We start from the raw sequence: 16113 nt of genomic DNA, 5'->3' as shown, positions 1-16113 counted from the left end.
ACGAGTGCCACGCAGGCGAACACGTGCCGCGAGGGTTCGGGTGGCACAGCAACGGCGCCCCTCACGGGGGCGCCGTTGTCGTGCCAGCGAGCGCTAGAAGCGCAGTTCGCGCAGGTAGTTGTAGCCCACCTCCGCGGTCTGCAACGCGGTCACGTCGGGCTGGTCGTTCTCGACCGCGTACAGCTTCACCGGGTGGGCGTCGAAGATGCGCGCGAAGTCGATCGTGCCGGTGCCGAGGTCGGCGAATCCGCCGGCCGCGTCGCGGTCCTTCACGTGGTACTCGAGCACTTTCTGCGGCGCATCCGTGATCACGTCGATCGCGAACTGCACCGGGTCGGCCGCGCCGACCCCCACACCGCCGGTCACAGCCCAGTACAGGTCCACCTCGAGGTGCACGAGCTTGGGGTCGAGCCGGGACGTGAAGACCTCCCACGGGGTGAGCCCGCCACCGAGGTCGGTCGTGAACTCGTGTGCGTGGTTGTGGTAGCCGTACTTGATCCCGGCTTTCTGCGCAACGGCTGCCTCGGCGTTCATCTGGTCAGCCCACCGGCGCCAGTCGTCGGCCACACTCGAAGCCAGATAGGGCACGTTCATGTACGTCTGGCCGAGGGTCACCGCGCCGGCGATCTTCGCCTGCAACGCAGCGGGCGAATTGCTGATGCCGTCGTGGCTCGAGCTCGGTGTGATGCCGAGCTCGTCGAGGTACGCCCGCATGGCCTCGGGGGTACGGCCGTAGAGCCCGGCCAGTTCCACCTTGGTATAGCCGTAGTCGGCGAGGGCCTCGAACGTGGCGTCGACGCCGTCGCCGCTCATGATCGAGCGCAGCGTGTACAGCTGGATGCTGATCAGTCCCGGCGGCACCTTGCGGCCCTTGCCGGGCTTGCCTCCCAAACCGTGGCCCGGGTGGCCGCCCGGCGCCGCCATGGCCGAGCTTGCGCCGGCCACGGCGAGGCCGGCACCGGCACCGGCCGCGAGTGCGCCGCGCAGAAAATTGCGGCGGTTGAGGTTCTTCTTGCCTTCGAGCGACTTGTTCAGTTCACTCGCTCCGTCAAATCCGAAACACATGGGAATACCTTTCCTGGGTGGTTAGTGCGAGGCAGAGATCAGTTGGAGCGCAGAACAACTTCGGCACTGCCGGTGAGCGGTCCCGAGGAGTCGCCGCCGGCATCCGTGTAGGAGGCGTTGAAGACGCCCGACAGATCGTCGGTCTCCGGGTTGTGGCCGGAAGGAACCGTGGTGGTGATGGTTCCGGTGCAGCCGCCGGAGGTGGTGATCGGGTGGCCGTGCGAGTCGTGACCCAGAATGTAGGTCACGGACACGAGCGAGCAGTCGACCGCCTGGTCGTCGGTCACGAGAATCTCGTAGGCCACCGTGTCGCCGAACTCGAAGTCCTGGCCGACGACCGGGGTGATGAAGGTCACGACCGGTGCCTGGTTGCCGACCTCGATCTCGACCTCGGCCGAGGCGAACCGACCGCGGTCCTTGCCGCCGGCATCCGTCACCTGCAGCGACGCGGTGAAGGCGCCGTCGGTCTCATAGGTGTGGGTGGGATTCTGTTCGCGCGAGTCGACTATTCCGTCGGACTCGAAGTCCCAGGCGTAGCTGAGCTTGTCGCCCTCCGGGTCGGCGGTTCCCTCGCTGGAGAACTCCACGGTGAGCGGTGACGCGCCCGCGGTGGGCGTGCCGGCGGCCATCGGGAGGGGCGAACGGTTGCCCTGGTCGCCCACGAAGTCGATGCGCGAGAGCTGCGCGTCGGGGTTCTGCGCGAAGTAGCCGTCGCCGTACTCGAGTACGTAGAGTGCGCCGTTCGGGCCGAACTCCATATCGATGGGGTTGTCGACGACGATCGAATCGACCACGGCCTCGATCTTGGCCAGCTCGCCGTCGGTGAGCGTCATGCCCTTGATATAGTCACGGGTCCACTCGTACATCATGGACACGCCGTCGTAATACTCGGGCCAGGCAACGGATGCCTTTCCCTTCGACTCCTTCTTGTCGAAGACATACGCGGGGCCGGCCATCGGGCCGATGCCCCCGGTTTCCAGCTGCGGGAACTCGGCGGACTCGCCGTAGCCGTACCAGACGTCGGGCTGCACCACGGGGGGCAGCTCGCGCAGGCCGGTGTTGCGGGGCGAGTCGTTCACGGGAGCGGCGCAGTCGAAGGGCGCTCCCGAGATGCCGGTGGCGAAGTCGAAGTCCACATAGGGCAGCTCCGCGGTGGCGCAGTACGGCCAGCCGTAGTTCGACGCCGCGGTGATGCTCGTCCACTTGCCGGTTCCGGCCGGTCCCCGCAGGGGGTCGGCGGTGCGGGCGTCGGGCGAGTAATCGGCCACGTAGAGCTCACCGGTTTTCTGGTTGAGCTCGATGCGGAACGGATTGCGCATGCCCATCACGTAGATTTCCGGCCGAGTGAGCTCAGTTCCCGGGGCGAACAGATTGCCCTCCGGAATGGTATAGCCGCCATCGACGCCGGGAGTGATACGCAAAATCTTGCCGCGCAGGTCATTGGTGTTGCCCGAACTGCGCTGCGCGTCGAAGGCCGGGTTGCTCTCGAGCCGCTCGTCGATGGGCGTGAAACCGTCGGACGAGAACGGGTTCGAATCGTCGCCGGTAGAGAGGTACAGGTTGCCGGCCGCATCGAAGACGATGTCACCGCCGACGTGGCAGCAGATGCCGCGATCCACGTCGACCTCCATGATGTTCTGCTCGCTCGCGAGGTCGAACACGGCGCCGTCGAACTGGAATCGGGACAGCGTGATCGAACCCTCGAACGGGGCGAAGTCCGCCGCCGTTCCGGTGGTCGGCGCGTCGCCTTCGTTCACGCCTACGGTGGCGGGGTCGTCGAGCGGCGTGTTCTGCGGAGCGGAGTAATACAGGTAGATCCAGTTGTTGCCCGGTGTGCCGAACTTCGGGTCGAGGGCGATGCTCTGCAGGCCCTCCTCGTCGTGCTGGTACACGTCGATCGTCGCGGCGAGCGTGTTGAGCCCCGTCGTTGCGTCGTTGAGCCAGATGTCACCGGCCCGGGTGGTGTGCAACACGTCGTTGTTGGGCAGCACGGCCAGGTCGAGCGGCTCGCCCGGGGTGGCGTCGAGGGTGACTTTCTGAAAGCTCGAGTCGGTGGGGGCCGTCGGGCTGGGTTTGCCGGGCTTGCCCGGGGGTGCTGTGTCACCGGGGGCGGCTGCGGCCGGTGTCGCGGTGAGGGCGGCGACCATCAGGGTGGCCATCACTACCCCCACGGGCAGTCGAAGTCCGTGCTTCGTGCGCATATCTGCTTCTCCTCGTTGAGATCACGGCCCAACTCGCAGGTGAGCGGGCCGCTGTCGCCACGGTAAGTGCACACTTCGGTGTCTGAATAACCGGAAGGACCTCGACGTATTTGCCGTTCGGTGCCCCGACCGGGCACCGGTCCCGCCTCGGAACGCGCCGCCGGGGCATCCGCTTGAGGGCAGCGAAGTGGAAACCCCCTTATTTTTGGTCTCCCGGGGTTTCGTGTTTGATGCCCTAGTCTGGGGGGTATGCCAGTGCCGGCACGACCCGCCTACCCGAACTCGTATGCCGACCTGCGCCTGTGGTTCGACGAAGAGTGGAAGTGCCTGGATTACCTCGACTGGCTGCGCTGGCCAAATGGTTTTCGGTGCCCGGCGTGTGCGCACGCCCACGGCTGGCGGGCGCCGGATGCGCGTTGGCGCTGCGCCGGGTGCGGCAAACGGGTCTCCGCCCTCGCCGGCACCATCTTTCACGGCACCCGCACCTCGCTCTTCGTCTGGTTCAGCGCCGCCTGGCTGCTCGTGAACAGCAAAACCGGGCTGTCGGCCAGCCAGCTGCACCGGGAGACCGAGCTTGGCTCGCTGCAGACTGCCTGGGCGATGCTGCACCGCTACCGCTCCGTCATGGTGCAACCGGGCCGGGACCGCCTGCGCGGCAATGTGGAGGTGGACGTGTCGTATCTCGGCGGCTCGGTTCCCGGGCGGGGTGCGCTGAGCCGGGTTCTGTTTGCGGTGGCGGTCGAAGTGGATGCCGACGGTCTCGGCCGCGCGCGCGTCGCGGTGATCCCCGCCGCCGGCACCGCGCAGCTGGCCGCGTTCCTGCTGGATTCGGTCGAGCCGGGCAGCCGGGTCGTGACCCACGACTGGTCGGCGTACCCCGCCGGCATCCGGGACCGGTACGCCCACGTGGCCCGACCGACCCTGACGCCCGGTGCCCCCACCCGCCAGGTGCTTCCGGCCGTGCGTCGCGTGGTGTTCCAGGCGAACCGCTGGCTGATGGGACCGCGCCAGGGCGCGGTCAGCGCTGAGCACCTGCCCGCCTATGTTGACGAATGGGTGTTTCGGTTCAACCGGCGGCATTCGGTCAGTCGCGGTCAGCTGTTCTACGCGCTGCTGGGCTACGCCGTGGCCGGGCAGCCCGTCACCTACCAATCGCTATTGAAAACGGGGCGCACCCGGCCCGGCGCCGTGGCGGCTGGGGTGGTCCCGCCGGCCGAGGCGGCGACCCAGGCGGGGTCGCCGTTGCTGCCGTGGCGCTGACCGACGCGGGCGATGTGGGCGGCCGGTGCCGCGGCATCCGCTTGGAAAGTACCGGAGTTCGAATGATTCGTGTGGTTGAATTGCCTGATGGTCGACATAAGTCACGTCAACGCCCTTGGTTCGGCCGGAGCGAGTGACCTTTTTCAGGTGTTGCGCGACGGACAACCGCGTACCCGCACGGAACTCGCCGACCTGTCGGGCCTGGCCCGATCCACCGTTGCTCTGCGCGTCGACGCCCTTACCCGCCTCGGCCTGGTCGGCCCGGCCGGAAACGCCACGTCGACCGGGGGACGACCGTCGTCGCAATTCGCCCTGCAGTCCGGCAACAAGTTCGTGCTGGCGGTAGATATCGGTGCAAGCCACATTCGGATCGCGCTGAGTGACCTCGGCGGAAGCACCCTCGTGCAGGACTCCACCTCTCTCGAAATCTCGGAGGGCCCTGAGGTCGTGCTGAACTGGGTGATCGACGCCGGCGCGCGGTTGTTCAGCGACAGCAAACGATCCACGGCTGACCTGCTCGCGATCGGCGTGGGCCTGCCCGGCCCGGTCGAGCACCGAAGCGGGCGCCCGATCAACCCGCCGATCATGCCGGGCTGGGACCGCTTCGACGTGCCCGGCTGGCTTCAACAGCGCTTTCGGGTTCCCGTGCTTGTCGACAACGACGTGAACCTCATGGCGCTCGGCGAACGGGAATTCGCCTGGTCGGGCACCGACCACCTCATCTTCATGAAGGTTGCCACCGGCATCGGCGCCGGCGTCATCTCCGGTGGCTACCTGCAACGCGGGGCGCAGGGTATCGCCGGTGACCTCGGGCACGTGCAGATCGCCCGTGGTGCCGGCGTGCCCTGCCGATGCGGCAACGATGGCTGCCTCGAAGCCGTCGCCTCCGGGGCGGCGCTGACCCGCCTGCTCGCCGCCGAGGGCCTGCCGGTGACCACGAGCCAGCACGTGGTCGACCTCGTGAAACAGGGCAACCTCGAGGCGATCCGGGCCGTGCGTCAGGCCGGGCGGGACATGGGGGAGGTGCTCACCATGTGCGTCAACCTGATCAATCCCTCGGTCATCGTGCTCGGCGGGTCGATGGCCCAGGCCGGGGAGCATCTGATCGCGGGGGTGCGGGAAATCGTCTATTCACGCTCCAACCCGCTCGCCACCCAGCATCTGCAGATCACCCAGTCCAGCGCCGGGCCCAATGCGGCCATTCTGGGCGCGAGCATGCTCGCCATCCACCACGCGCTGTCCCCGGACCGCATCGAGGCCATGGTGGCGTCGCTCGCCGGCTGACCCGTTCCATGGCCGCCGGCTGACCCGTTCTGTTCGCCGGCTGATCCGTTCTGTTCGCCGGAAGGCCCGGGATCAGGCGAGCGCGTGCGCCGCGTACCGGGCGCGGATGATCGGGCGAAAGTCGGGCGTCGGCTCGGCCGCGCTGGTCGCCGCCCAGGCCGGTCGGGTGCCGCTGAGGGCCCAGGCCGCCTGCACGGCGGCGCCGTCAGCGACATCTTCGCCGGGTGCCCGTACCACGACCGGGGCGGCGAACACCTGCGCCGCACTGGCGCGCACGGCCGGGTCGGCCTCCCGAATGACCACCGTACAACTCCGTGTCGACGAATCGACCCCGGCAACCAGCGACGTGACTTTCTCCGTTCTGAGCTTCAGGGCGCATGACTCCTGCAATCTGCGCGGCCGCCCGGCGACTTCGGCGTAAACACGCGGGTGCCAAAGTCGCCGGCCGGAATTTGCAGGAGTCATGCGCGAGGTGGGGCTAATTCAGGAAATCGGGGGCGGGAGCTCTTGCTCGGCCCCGATGTTACGGGGCGCGCGGGGGCGAACGCGGGCGGATTTCCTGAATTAGCCCCCGAGGCATCCGGTGCGGGCCGACGGCAGGGAGCTACCGCGCGCCGAGCAGGTGCTCGAGGGCCAGCTGCTGCAGGTGTACGAAGCCGAAGCCCCGGCCGCCGAAGTATGCCTCGGTCTCGAAGTCTTCATACGCGCTGCGGTCGGCGAGCAGGTCGTCGTAGCTTTCCCCGGCGCCGAGGGTGGTGTTGGCCAGCTCCGGCACCCGCGACGCGGCGAGGGCTGCCTGCACCTCGGGGTCGGCGCGGAACGACGCGGCACGCTGCTTGACCAGTAGATAGGTGCGCATGTTGGCGGCGGCCGAGGTCCAGACCCCGGCGACGTCTTCGGTGCGGCTGGGCTTGTAGTCGAAGTGACGCGGCCCGGTGTAGGTCTGGCCTCCGTCTGGGCCGCCGTTTTCGAGCAGGTCCACGAGCGCGAACGCGTTCTGCAGGTCGCCGTGGCCGAACACGAGGTCCTGGTCGTACTTGATGCCGCGCTGGCCGTTCAGGTCGATGTGGAACAGCTTGCCCTGGTACAGCGCCTGGGCGATGCCGGCGGCAAAGTTGAGTCCGGCCATCTGCTCGTGCCCGACCTCGGGGTTCACGCCGACCATGTCGGGGCGCTCAAGGGTCTCGATGAAGGCCATCGCATGGCCGACGGTCGGCAGCAGAATATCGCCGCGTGGTTCGTTGGGTTTGGGCTCAATGGCGAAACGGATGTCGTAACCCTTATCGGTGACATAGTCTCCGAGCAGGTTGACGGCCTCGCGATACCGTTCGAGCGCCGAACGGATGTCCTTGGCCGCGTCATACTCGGCGCCCTCCCGGCCGCCCCACATGACGAACGTCTTCGCGCCGAGCTCGGCGGCCAGGTCGATATTGCGCAGCACCTTGCGCAGTGCGAAGCGGCGCACGGCCCGGTCGTTGGAGGTGAAGCCGCCGTCCTTGAAGACCGGCGCGCTGAACAGGTTGGTGGTGACCATCGGAATGACGAGGCCGGTGTCGGCGAGCGCCTGCTTGAGGCGCTCGATCTGCGACTGGCGCGCGGCATCCGTTGAACCGAAATCGAACAGGTCGTCGTCATGAAAGGTGAGTCCGTAGGCGCCGAGCTCGGCCAGATTGGTCACCGCGTCGACGACGTCGAGTTTCGGCCGGGTGGGTCCACCGAACGGGTCGCTGCCGTCGTAGCCGACGGTCCACAGCCCGAAGGAGAATTTGTCGTCACGGGTGGGGGTCAGGCTCAGGTTGCTCAAGGTCATATCGGTACGTCCAATCAGCTGCAGTGATGATTTGTTGGTTTGTACAACATATCGCATTATTGGGTGCGGCGACGATTTTTTTGAGCGGATGCTACGCGTGGTCGCGCCAGCTGTGCTCCGGAGAATAACCGAGCAGGCGGCGAGCCTTGTCGATGCCGAGCAGGGTCTCGTGTTCGGTCACCGGGCGGGTGAACCCGACCCGCGGAAAGACCTGGGCGGCCAGGTCGGAGCTTGATCGGTTTGACACCGTATCGGCCGCGGCAATGATGAAGGTCTCGAACCCCGCACCGGCGGTGGCCAGCGCGCGCGAAACGGCCTGGGCGCCGTCCCGCCCGTCAATGTAGCCCCACAGGTTCCATTTGCGGGTGCGGGGGTCCTCGTCGTAGCCGGCGAAGGCGGCGTAGTCCTCCGGGTCCATCACGTTGGAGAAGCGCAGGGCGGTCACGCTCAGCGTTGGGTCCCAGCGCACCAGCTGGATGGCCAATTGTTCCTCGAGGTGTTTGACCAGGGAATAGGTGCTTTCCGGCCGGGCCGCATACTCCTCGTCGACCGGCAGGTAGGGCGGGTCGAGGTTGAACGGCAGGCCGAGCACCGTCTCGCTCGAGGCGTACACGATGCGCGGAATGCCGGTGCGGCGAGCCGCCTGGAACACGTTGTAGCTCGTGAGCATATTGTTGTGGAACGTCGCCACATCAGAGCGGATGCCCGGGGCCGGTACGGCCGCCAGATGAACGAGAGCGTCGAAACCGGTCGCGGTGTCGTCAACACCGTGGAACGCATCGAGAACCTCGCCGTAGTTGGTGAGGTCGATGCTGAGAAAACCAGGCCCGCGAGTACCGGCCTGATCCAGGTTGAGTACTTCGTGGCCCTCCCCGGCAAGTCGTGCGACGACGCTGCGGCCGAGTTTTCCGCTTCCTCCGGTGACGATGATTCTCATGCGATACTCCTGGGGGCTCGACGGGTTTGTAGGCTGGGGCGACGTATCACGATGGTCTGCGGTCCGTTTGAACGGCCCGTGAGACCCGACACGAACAGAGGAATCCTGTGCAGGGCACCAACCACGACGATCTCCGTCGCCACAATCTGTCGATCATCCTGCGCCTGGTGCACCGCAACGGTGCTGCGTCGCGCGCCGAACTGACCCGGGTGACCGGCCTCAACCGGTCGACCGTCGGTGACCTCGTTTCTGAACTGGCATCCCGCGACCTGGTCGAGGAGCGTGCTCCCGATCCAACCCGGCTGGCCGGCCGGCCCAGTCCGATCGTCGCCGCGAGCGATCGCGTGGTGGCCATTGCGGTGAATCCGGAGGTTGACGCGATCACCGTGGGAGTCGTCGCCCTGAGCGGCGTCGTGCACCGGCGCATCCGCTGGGCCACGTCGTCGTCGCCGAGTGTTGCCGAGGCCGTGCGCATCACCGCGAACATCGTCGCCGAGCTGCGCGCGAGCCCCGCCGAATATTCCATAATCGGAATAGGAGTGGCGGTGCCCGGCCTCGTGCGGGCGAGCGACGGCCTCGTGCGCCATGCCCCGCACCTCGGCTGGGTCGACGAGCCTCTCGGCGACCTGCTGGCCCGGGCGACGGGCCTGCCGGTCGTGGCGGCCAACGATGCGAGCCTCGGCGTCACGGCCGAGCACTACTTCGGTGCCGGCCGGGGCCTGACCGACCTGATCTATCTCAACGGCGGGTCGAGCGGCATCGGCGGCGGACTCGTCGTCGGGGGAGTCGCCGCCACGGGACGGGCCGGCTACGCGGGGGAGTTCGGCCACACCCGGGTGAGCGCGGGGACCGACACCGATTCGGCCGGCCTCGCCGGCACCCTCGAAGCCGAAGTCACCCGCGGAGCCCTGCTCGCGGCGCTCGGCTTGTCGGCTTCAGAAACGGATGCTGACGCCCTCGAACGCGCGCTGCTCGCCTCCGACCGGCCCGCCGTGCGCGCCCTGGTCAACCGGCAGCTCGATTGTCTGGCCGTGGCCCTGGCCGGCGCGGTCAACGTGCTCAACCCGCAGCTGATCGTGCTCGGCGGCTTTCTCGCGGCGTTGCAGGCGGTCGACCCTGACCGGCTGAACGTCGCCGTCGCCGCGTTGACCCTGCCGGCGGCATTCGCTGACCTGACCATCAGGCCGACCGTGCTCGGCTCGAACCTGCTCATGATCGGGGCGGCTGAACTCGCTTTTGAGGCGTTGTTGCTGAACCCGAAGCGAGAGCGCGGGAATACTGCGGGTCTGCGTGCGCTTGGTCCTAGGGTGGCCGACACCGTTACCGACACCGTCGCCCCCGCTCCTGCCGGGCCCGACCCGGCTCCCCGATCCAGCCCGCAGACCAGCCCGCAGACCAGCCCGCAGACCAGCCCGCAGACCAGCCCGCAGACCAGCCCGCAGACCAGCCCGCAGACCAGCCCGCAGACCAGCCAAGGACATCCGCTTTCGTGATTACTGCCAGTATCCCCGTGGTTAGCGCCGCGCAACTCACCTCCACCGCCGCGCACCCCGGGGACAAACTGACTCGCCGCCAGCGCATCGTCTACATTCTCATTCTCGGCGCGCTCACCGCGCTCGGCCCGTTCACCATCGACCTGTACCTGCCGGCGTTCCCCACCCTGGAAAGCGAATTCGGTGTGCTGCCCTCGGTCATTCAGCTCACCCTGACCGGAACCATGATCGGTTTCGGCTTCGGGCAGCTGGTCGTGGGGCCGTGGAGCGACAAGGTCGGTCGCCGGCTGCCGCTCATGCTGGCGACCGGCGTGCACATTCTCGCCTGTGTCGGCGCTGCTCTCTCGAACGAGATCGTCATGCTCGCGGTGTTCCGGGTGCTGCAGGGGTTTGGAGCCGCGGCCGGCGCTGTCGTGGCGATGGCGATGGTGCGCGACCTGTTCGGTGGCAAGCCACTCGTGCGCATGCTCTCCCGCCTCGCGCTGGTCAGTGGACTCGCGCCGGTGCTGGCTCCGGTGATCGGGTCGCAGCTGCTGCTCGTCATGAACTGGCGCGGCATCTTCTGGGTGCTCGCCGCCTACGGCGTCATCGTGATTCTGGCGGTCGCCTTCTGGATTGTGGAGACCCTGCCCGAGAGCGAACGGCATGCCAAGGGGCACAACACCCTGGGCCAGCGCTACAAGGCGGTGCTGAGCGACCGCACCTTCGTCGGTGTGGCCATTATCGGCGCGATGACCTTCACCGGACTGTTCTCGTACCTGTCGGCGTCACCGTTTCTGTTTCAGGATGTGTACGCGTTCAGCCCGCAGGAGTACGGTCTGCTGTTCGCCGTCAACTCCCTCGGCGTGGTCACCGGGGTGCAGCTGAGCTCGCGGCTGATGCACCGGTTCAATATTGGGCCGCAGTGGATCCTCTCGGTCTCCACGGTCGTACTGGCCATCACCGCCGGGGCGATCATGCTGCTCGATGTGGCCGGAATGGGCCTGTGGGGCACCCTCGTGCCGCTCTGGTTCTTCATCGCGGCCTGCGGCTTCACGCTGCCCAGCGTGCAGGTCATCGCCCTCAACGCCCATGGTCATGAGGCCGGCACGGCGGCGTCGCTGCTCGGCGCGGCCAACTTCGGGGTGGCTGGTCTGATCTCGCCGATCGTGGGCGTACTCGGGGTGGGAACGTCGATACCGATGGCATCCGTTATGGGCGTCACCGCGGTGATCTCGATTCTCTCACTCTGGCTCATTGTGCGCCCGAGCCGCGTTCCGGCACTCGCCCGCTGAGTCGGCCCGCCCCGTCGTTCGCCGCCCGGGCCCATGTTGCGGCCCTGGGCCCAGTTTATAAACTGGGCCCTGGGACGGGGCCCGGGCCCCGTCCCAGGCTGTGGCCGGGCCCATGTTGTGCAACCGGGCCCATGTTCTATCGTGGTCCCGCTTTCCGGGCCCGGGCCCGGAAAATAAGAGGGGGAGCGGATGGTGGCACGGCCGGTTGCGGGCCCGATTGTGGCCGGCTCCTCTACTATGGCGGGATGAGTAAACCGGAACGCGCCGCAGACCCCGCTGCCCGCCGCATCTCCCGTCGCTGGCCCCTCATCAGCGGGTTTTCCGCCGTGGCACTCGCTGCCCTGCTCGGCCTCGTCGTGGTCGTGCGCGCCAACGGAATCGCCCTCGAGGTGGACACCGAGTGGATGGACGAGATCATCGAGCACCGCTCGCCGATCTGGGAGATTCCCTCGCTGTTCATGAACGCCCTGGGCGGTGGTCTGTTCGGTGTGCTCGTCGTACCGCTCGCCGTCACCCTCATCGTCGTGCTCATCAAACGGCCCTGGGCGGCCGGGTACTACGTCATGGCAACAGTGCTGAGTGCGGGCGGTGTGCAGCTGCTCAAGCAGGTGTTCGGGCGCGCGCGCCCCGAGGATATGCTGGTCACCTCTGATTTCGGGTCGTTTCCCTCCGGTCATGTCGCGAACGCGGCGACCATGGCGGTCTGCCTCTTAATCATCTTTCCGCGGCTGTGGGTGGCACTCACCGGCGCCGCCTACACGATCGTGATGCTGCTCAGCCGCACCTATTTGGGCGCGCACTGGCTCACCGACACCATCGGCGGGTTGCTGCTCGGCGCCGGGGTTGCCATCGTGTTGTGGGCTCCGGTCGCCGCCAAGCTCGACGGTGAACGTGAACTTGCCGCTCGGCGCCGGCTCGAGCGACTACGTCACAAAGAGACCACAGCCTGACGGATGCGCCGAGCGCCGCCCGCAGACGTGTCGAGAATCAGCGCCGGGCGACCGCGTGACGAGGTCGGGCCGCGGTCACGAGACGCCCTGGCGGGCTGCCCGTCGCGCGCGCCGGCGCACCAGCTGGGGTCGGAGGCGGCCGAGATCGGCCATGGTGAGCGGGTCTGGGGGGCGCAGGACCGCGACCCCGAGCGTGTCGACGAGCTCTTCCAGGCCTGATCGAGGCCAGACCTGGCCGCGCAGGCGCAACAGCACCTCGCCGGCGGAGTCGAGCAGATACAGGTGGGTAAGCGTGTCGAGCGTTCCGCTCTGGTACAGGTTGACGAGTACGACACTGGCGATCGCGCTGGTATCGAACGCGGTCACCCGACCCAGCAGGTTGCGGCTCTCCACCCGCGCGGCGGTGACGGTGACGGTCATCCTGCGCACCCCGCACACGGCCACGACGGCCAGAATGGTCAGCCCGAGCTGAACGGTGGCCACGAACATCCAGGTGTTTCGGGGGATGGTGAGCCAGTACAGCACGAGCAGCAGGGGGAGCAGCAAGGACAACGCGGCAATCAGCGCCCGGGCTACCAGCTGCTTTCTGGGTCGCAGAACGTGCAGATCTGCCGGTTCAAGCCCCTCGCGCACCATGTATTTCGTATTCCCCCAGGGTTTGAGTATCGCGCACTTGGGGCGGTATTTCTGTACTCCGCCGCGGGGGTAGACGAATCCGTCTAGATCGAGTAGTAGCCGACGCCCGGAAATCACGAGAACCGATGGTCGGCCCGGCGTAGAGTTAGCTCCGTGCATTCCCGGGCCGTCCGCGTACGCGGCAACACAGCAAAGCGGTACCGCCTCCATCCGGCGCAGGTCGTCGTCACCGGCTTTGCCCTCACCATTCTGGTCGGCACCGCGCTGCTCATGCTGCCGACCGCCCGGGTAGGACCCGGCGGAGCCTCGTTCCTGGAGGCGCTGTTCACCGCGACCAGCGCCGTGTGCGTCACCGGGCTGACGGTCGTCGACACGGCGGTTTTTTGGACGTCGTTCGGTCAGGTGGTGATCCTGCTGCTCATTCAGATCGGCGGCTTCGGCATCATGTCCTTCGCCTCCGTCGTGGGCCTCGCGATCGCCCGCAAGCTGTCCCTTCGCTCCCGCATCACGGCCGCAGCCGAAACCAAAAGCGTCGGACTCGAAGACGTGAAGGGGCTCGTGTTCGGTGTCGTGCGCATCTCGCTCGCCATCGAGGCCACAGTGGCGGTGCTGCTCGCACTACGCTTCATGCTCGGCTACGGCGAACCGGTCGGCCGCGCCATCTGGCTGGGAATCTTCCATTCCGTATCCAGTTTCAACAACGCGGGCTTCGCCCTGTTCAGCGACAACCTCATGGGCTACGCGACGGATGCCTGGATCTGCCTGCCCATCTGCGCCGCGATCATTTTGGGTGGGCTGGGCTTCCCCGTGATCGTGCAGCTACGGCGGCACCTGCGCGCGCGCCCGTTCAGCTGGTCGATTCGCACCTGGACCATGAACACCCGCATCGTCATCACCGGCACCCTCGTGCTGCTCATTCTTGGAACGGCATATATCACCGCCGTGGAATGGTCGAATCCGAATACGCTCGGCGCCCTGGACTGGCCCGGCAAGCTGCTGGTCGGATTCTTCCAGTCCGTGCAGACGCGCACCGCCGGTTTCAACAGCGTCGATATCGCCGACCTCGACTCGGCCACCCTGCTCGGTATGGACGTTCTGATGCTGATCGGTGGTGGCCCGGCCGGTACCGCCGGCGGGATCAAGATCACGACCTTCGCCGTGCTGTTCTTCATTCTCTACACCGAGGTGCGCGGCCAGGTCGCTGTCAACGTCTTCGGCAAGCGGCTCTCCCGGGCGGTGCACCGGGAAGCCATCACGATCGCCCTGCTCGCCGTCGGGGTGATCATCGCCGCGACGGCGGCCCTCATGCTCATGACGGACATCTCGCTCGATGCCCTGCTGTTCGAAGCGATCAGTGCCTTCGCCACTGTGGGGCTATCGACCGGAATCACAGCGGGATTACCGTGGGAAGGGCAGGTCATCCTGATCCTGCTCATGTTCATCGGCCGGCTCGGACCCATCACGTTCGCCTCGGCCATTGCCCTGCGCGAACGGCACACCACCTACGAACTCCCCAAGGAAAGGCCGATCATTGGCTAAATATTCGCTGTTCGGGCATCGCGACCCCGCTCGCCTCGCCGAAGCGGAATCGGTTGTCGTGATTGGCCTGGGACGGTTCGGCAGTGCTCTCGCCCTCGAGCTCATGAAGAGCGGTACCGAGGTGCTCGGTATCGATGGCGACGAGGAGGTCGTGCAGCTGCACAACCGGCTGCTCACCCACGTGGTGCGCGCCGACTCCACCAAGGAGGCGACCCTGCGGGAGCTCTCGGTGCCTGACTTCTCCAGCGTGGTCGTGGCCATCGGCGGTGATATTCAGGCGAATATCCTCACCGCGTCGCTGCTGCTCAAGCTCGGCATCCCCAATATCTGGGCCAAGGCGGTCAGCGATCCGCACGGTGAAATTCTCACCCAGCTGGGAGTGCACCACGTCATCTCGCCGGAGAAGGACATGGGGCAGCGGGTTGCCCACCTGGTGCGCGGTGCCATGCAGGACTACATCGAGATCGGCGAGAACTTCGCCCTGGTCAAGACGGCTCCGCCGCGCTCCCTGATCGGTATGCCGCTCGGCGAGGCCAAGGTGCGTGCCCGCTACGGTGTCACCGTGACCGCGTTCCACCGGCCGGGCCGAGGCTGGAGCTACACCTCACTCGACACCGTGATCGAGGACGGCGACATCATTCTCATCGCCGGGGAGTCCGCGCGGGTCGAAGAGTACAGCCTGATGCGGTGAGCGATCCCTTCACTTTTCTAGCGGATGCCCCGCTCGGCACCCGCGTCGTCGTGCGCACCCGCATCCCGGGTGGCTACACCGACGCGCTCGGATTTCTGCGGGAGCGGAGCGCGGCATCCGTTTCGGTGGAGACCAAACGCGGCCTGGTCACGCTCGCGATGCAGGACGTGGTGGCTGCCAAGCTCGTGCCGCCCGCGCCGCCGCCGCGGCTACGACGGGGTTAAGCTTCCGGGGCGTTGTTGGTGCTGACCTCGTCGTCGAGGGCCGCGGGGCTGGGCTGCGCGGTCCAGTCGCTGCCGAGGTTGACGACGCAGAGGTGCGGGCCCACGAAGGGGCGCAGCGTAACCGCCGTGTCGTCCTGGCCGAGCGTGCGGGCCGCCCGTTGAATGAGCCCGAGGTGCACGGAGCAGACCACGGTGGGGTTCTCACGGGCCGCCTCGCGAAACGGGCAGGTCGTGAGTGCGATCGATTGCTGTTCCTCATTGAGTTGCGGAGCGAATTCGAGCCGCTCGAGCAGGTCGACCAGCGGTGCGGCGCCCGTGCCGCTTGAGGTGGCAAGGCCGCCGGCGAAGGCCTCCGACCATTTCTCGCCCGCCCGAATGGCCCGGGCCCGGCCGCCGTCGTCATCCTCGGCGAGCACGCTGGCGAGGGCATGGCTGAGCTGGTTTTGCGGGTTGCCCTGGGCGGCGACCACGGCGGTGAAGCGGATGCGCGGCCGCCCGCGCTGGCCGGACCGGTCGGGCTCGCGTTCAATCAGCCGGGCGGCCAGCAGCTGGTCGAGGTGGAACCGGGCGGTGGTGACGTGCAGGTTCATTTGGGCGGCGACATCCGCTGCGCTCTGCGGCACGCCGGAGGCAACCAGAAAGTCGAGCACGCTGCGCCGGATCGGCGACGCGAGCGCGGCATGCCAGGCGGGAGTGCGTTCTTCGGAGTCCACGCTTCAACAGTAGCCCTGATTTGCGAGTAGTAGTGT

The 16113-nt window shown here is 67.2% G+C and carries 15 protein-coding genes; 8 read left to right on the top strand and 7 right to left on the bottom strand.

Going from position 1 to position 16113, the window contains the following annotated elements:
• Nucleotides 1-93: 93 nt before the first annotated feature.
• Nucleotides 94-1065, bottom strand: a complete 972-nt coding sequence (locus tag E3O25_RS14925; protein WP_092106161.1) for a sugar phosphate isomerase/epimerase — start codon at nt 1063-1065, stop codon at nt 94-96.
• 38 nt (nt 1066-1103) lie between these two features.
• The gene (locus E3O25_RS14920; protein WP_198411001.1) at nt 1104-3266 is read right to left on the bottom strand and encodes a PQQ-dependent sugar dehydrogenase; all 2163 of its coding nucleotides are present in this window, start codon (nt 3264-3266) and stop codon (nt 1104-1106) included.
• 249 nt (nt 3267-3515) lie between these two features.
• Here E3O25_RS14920 and E3O25_RS14915 point away from each other — a divergent pair, with 249 nt between their 5' ends.
• Both E3O25_RS14915 and E3O25_RS14910 read left to right on the top strand, forming a co-directional pair.
• Nucleotides 3516-4526 carry an IS1595 family transposase gene (locus E3O25_RS14915; RefSeq protein WP_134361534.1) on the top strand — a complete coding sequence of 337 codons (1011 nt, stop codon included), beginning with the start codon at nt 3516-3518 and terminating at the stop codon, nt 4524-4526.
• Between the two features lie 87 nt (nt 4527-4613).
• Nucleotides 4614-5810, top strand: a complete 1197-nt coding sequence (locus tag E3O25_RS14910) for an ROK family transcriptional regulator (RefSeq protein WP_174721748.1) — start codon at nt 4614-4616, stop codon at nt 5808-5810.
• A gap of 72 nt (nt 5811-5882) precedes the next feature.
• On the opposite strand, the gene E3O25_RS14905 is transcribed toward E3O25_RS14910, so the two are convergent.
• The 3 genes from E3O25_RS14905 to E3O25_RS14895 form a co-directional block, all read right to left on the bottom strand.
• The gene (locus E3O25_RS14905; protein ID WP_092106157.1) at nt 5883-6113 is read right to left on the bottom strand and encodes a hypothetical protein; all 231 of its coding nucleotides are present in this window, start codon (nt 6111-6113) and stop codon (nt 5883-5885) included.
• 301 nt (nt 6114-6414) lie between these two features.
• Complete coding sequence (xylA, locus tag E3O25_RS14900; protein ID WP_134361533.1) at nt 6415-7620, bottom strand: xylose isomerase; 1206 nt, start codon at nt 7618-7620, stop codon at nt 6415-6417.
• Nucleotides 7621-7711: 91 nt separating this feature from the next.
• Nucleotides 7712-8557 carry an NAD(P)-dependent oxidoreductase gene (locus E3O25_RS14895; protein WP_092106153.1) on the bottom strand — a complete coding sequence of 282 codons (846 nt, stop codon included), beginning with the start codon at nt 8555-8557 and terminating at the stop codon, nt 7712-7714.
• Nucleotides 8558-8664: 107 nt separating this feature from the next.
• On the opposite strand from E3O25_RS14895, the gene E3O25_RS14890 reads away from it, so the two are divergent.
• From E3O25_RS14890 to E3O25_RS14875, 3 genes are all read left to right on the top strand, one after another.
• Complete coding sequence (locus E3O25_RS14890) at nt 8665-10050, top strand: ROK family transcriptional regulator (RefSeq protein ID WP_194085952.1); 1386 nt, start codon at nt 8665-8667, stop codon at nt 10048-10050.
• Nucleotides 10047-11324 (top strand): multidrug effflux MFS transporter, encoded by a 1278-nt coding sequence (locus E3O25_RS14880; protein ID WP_174721747.1) that lies wholly within the window; start codon nt 10047-10049, stop codon nt 11322-11324. The genes E3O25_RS14890 and E3O25_RS14880 overlap by 4 nt, the downstream gene beginning before the upstream one ends.
• 245 nt (nt 11325-11569) lie before the next feature.
• A complete protein-coding gene (locus E3O25_RS14875) occupies nt 11570-12274 on the top strand; it encodes a phosphatase PAP2 family protein (protein WP_134361532.1) in 705 nt (234 codons plus the stop codon).
• 75 nt (nt 12275-12349) lie between these two features.
• Here E3O25_RS14875 and E3O25_RS14870 read toward each other — a convergent pair whose 3' ends face one another.
• The gene (locus E3O25_RS14870; protein ID WP_092106147.1) at nt 12350-12910 is read right to left on the bottom strand and encodes a hypothetical protein; all 561 of its coding nucleotides are present in this window, start codon (nt 12908-12910) and stop codon (nt 12350-12352) included.
• 153 nt (nt 12911-13063) lie between these two features.
• Here E3O25_RS14870 and E3O25_RS14865 point away from each other — a divergent pair, with 153 nt between their 5' ends.
• From E3O25_RS14865 to E3O25_RS14855, 3 genes are read left to right on the top strand one after another with little or no spacing between them, the layout of a single operon-like run.
• Nucleotides 13064-14449, top strand: a complete 1386-nt coding sequence (locus E3O25_RS14865; RefSeq protein WP_092106145.1) for a TrkH family potassium uptake protein — start codon at nt 13064-13066, stop codon at nt 14447-14449.
• A complete protein-coding gene (locus E3O25_RS14860; RefSeq protein ID WP_092106143.1) occupies nt 14442-15140 on the top strand; it encodes a TrkA family potassium uptake protein in 699 nt (232 codons plus the stop codon). The genes E3O25_RS14865 and E3O25_RS14860 overlap by 8 nt, the downstream gene beginning before the upstream one ends.
• A complete protein-coding gene (locus E3O25_RS14855; protein ID WP_092106141.1) occupies nt 15137-15364 on the top strand; it encodes a ferrous iron transport protein A in 228 nt (75 codons plus the stop codon). The genes E3O25_RS14860 and E3O25_RS14855 overlap by 4 nt, the downstream gene beginning before the upstream one ends.
• Here E3O25_RS14855 and E3O25_RS14850 read toward each other — a convergent pair.
• On the bottom strand, nt 15361-16077 hold the full coding sequence (locus E3O25_RS14850; RefSeq protein WP_092106139.1) for a metalloregulator ArsR/SmtB family transcription factor: 717 nt from the start codon (nt 16075-16077) through the stop codon (nt 15361-15363). The two genes, E3O25_RS14855 and E3O25_RS14850, sit on opposite strands and share 4 nt — an antisense overlap.
• Nucleotides 16078-16113 lie beyond the last annotated feature (36 nt).

Origin of the sequence: Cryobacterium sp. TMT1-3 (assembly GCF_004402315.1) — a bacterium.
Lineage (GTDB): Bacteria > Actinomycetota > Actinomycetes > Actinomycetales > Microbacteriaceae > Cryobacterium > Cryobacterium luteum.
Note: the sequence above shows the minus strand (reverse complement) of the source record. Positions and strands in the feature narration are given on the sequence as shown.

What these genes read in the sequence shown, in the direction of transcription:
- E3O25_RS14925 (WP_092106161.1), bottom strand. Translation starts at nt 1,065, where the DNA reads ATGTGTTTCGGATTTGACGGAGCGAGTGAACTGAACAAGTCGCTCGAA.
- E3O25_RS14920 (WP_198411001.1), bottom strand. Translation starts at nt 3,266, where the DNA reads ATGCGCACGAAGCACGGACTTCGACTGCCCGTGGGGGTAGTGATGGCC.
- E3O25_RS14915 (WP_134361534.1), top strand. Translation starts at nt 3,516, where the DNA reads ATGCCAGTGCCGGCACGACCCGCCTACCCGAACTCGTATGCCGACCTG.
- E3O25_RS14910 (WP_174721748.1), top strand. Translation starts at nt 4,614, where the DNA reads ATGGTCGACATAAGTCACGTCAACGCCCTTGGTTCGGCCGGAGCGAGT.
- xylA (WP_134361533.1), bottom strand. Translation starts at nt 7,620, where the DNA reads ATGACCTTGAGCAACCTGAGCCTGACCCCCACCCGTGACGACAAATTC.
- E3O25_RS14895 (WP_092106153.1), bottom strand. Translation starts at nt 8,557, where the DNA reads ATGAGAATCATCGTCACCGGAGGAAGCGGAAAACTCGGCCGCAGCGTC.
- E3O25_RS14875 (WP_134361532.1), top strand. Translation starts at nt 11,570, where the DNA reads ATGAGTAAACCGGAACGCGCCGCAGACCCCGCTGCCCGCCGCATCTCC.
- E3O25_RS14870 (WP_092106147.1), bottom strand. Translation starts at nt 12,910, where the DNA reads ATGGTGCGCGAGGGGCTTGAACCGGCAGATCTGCACGTTCTGCGACCC.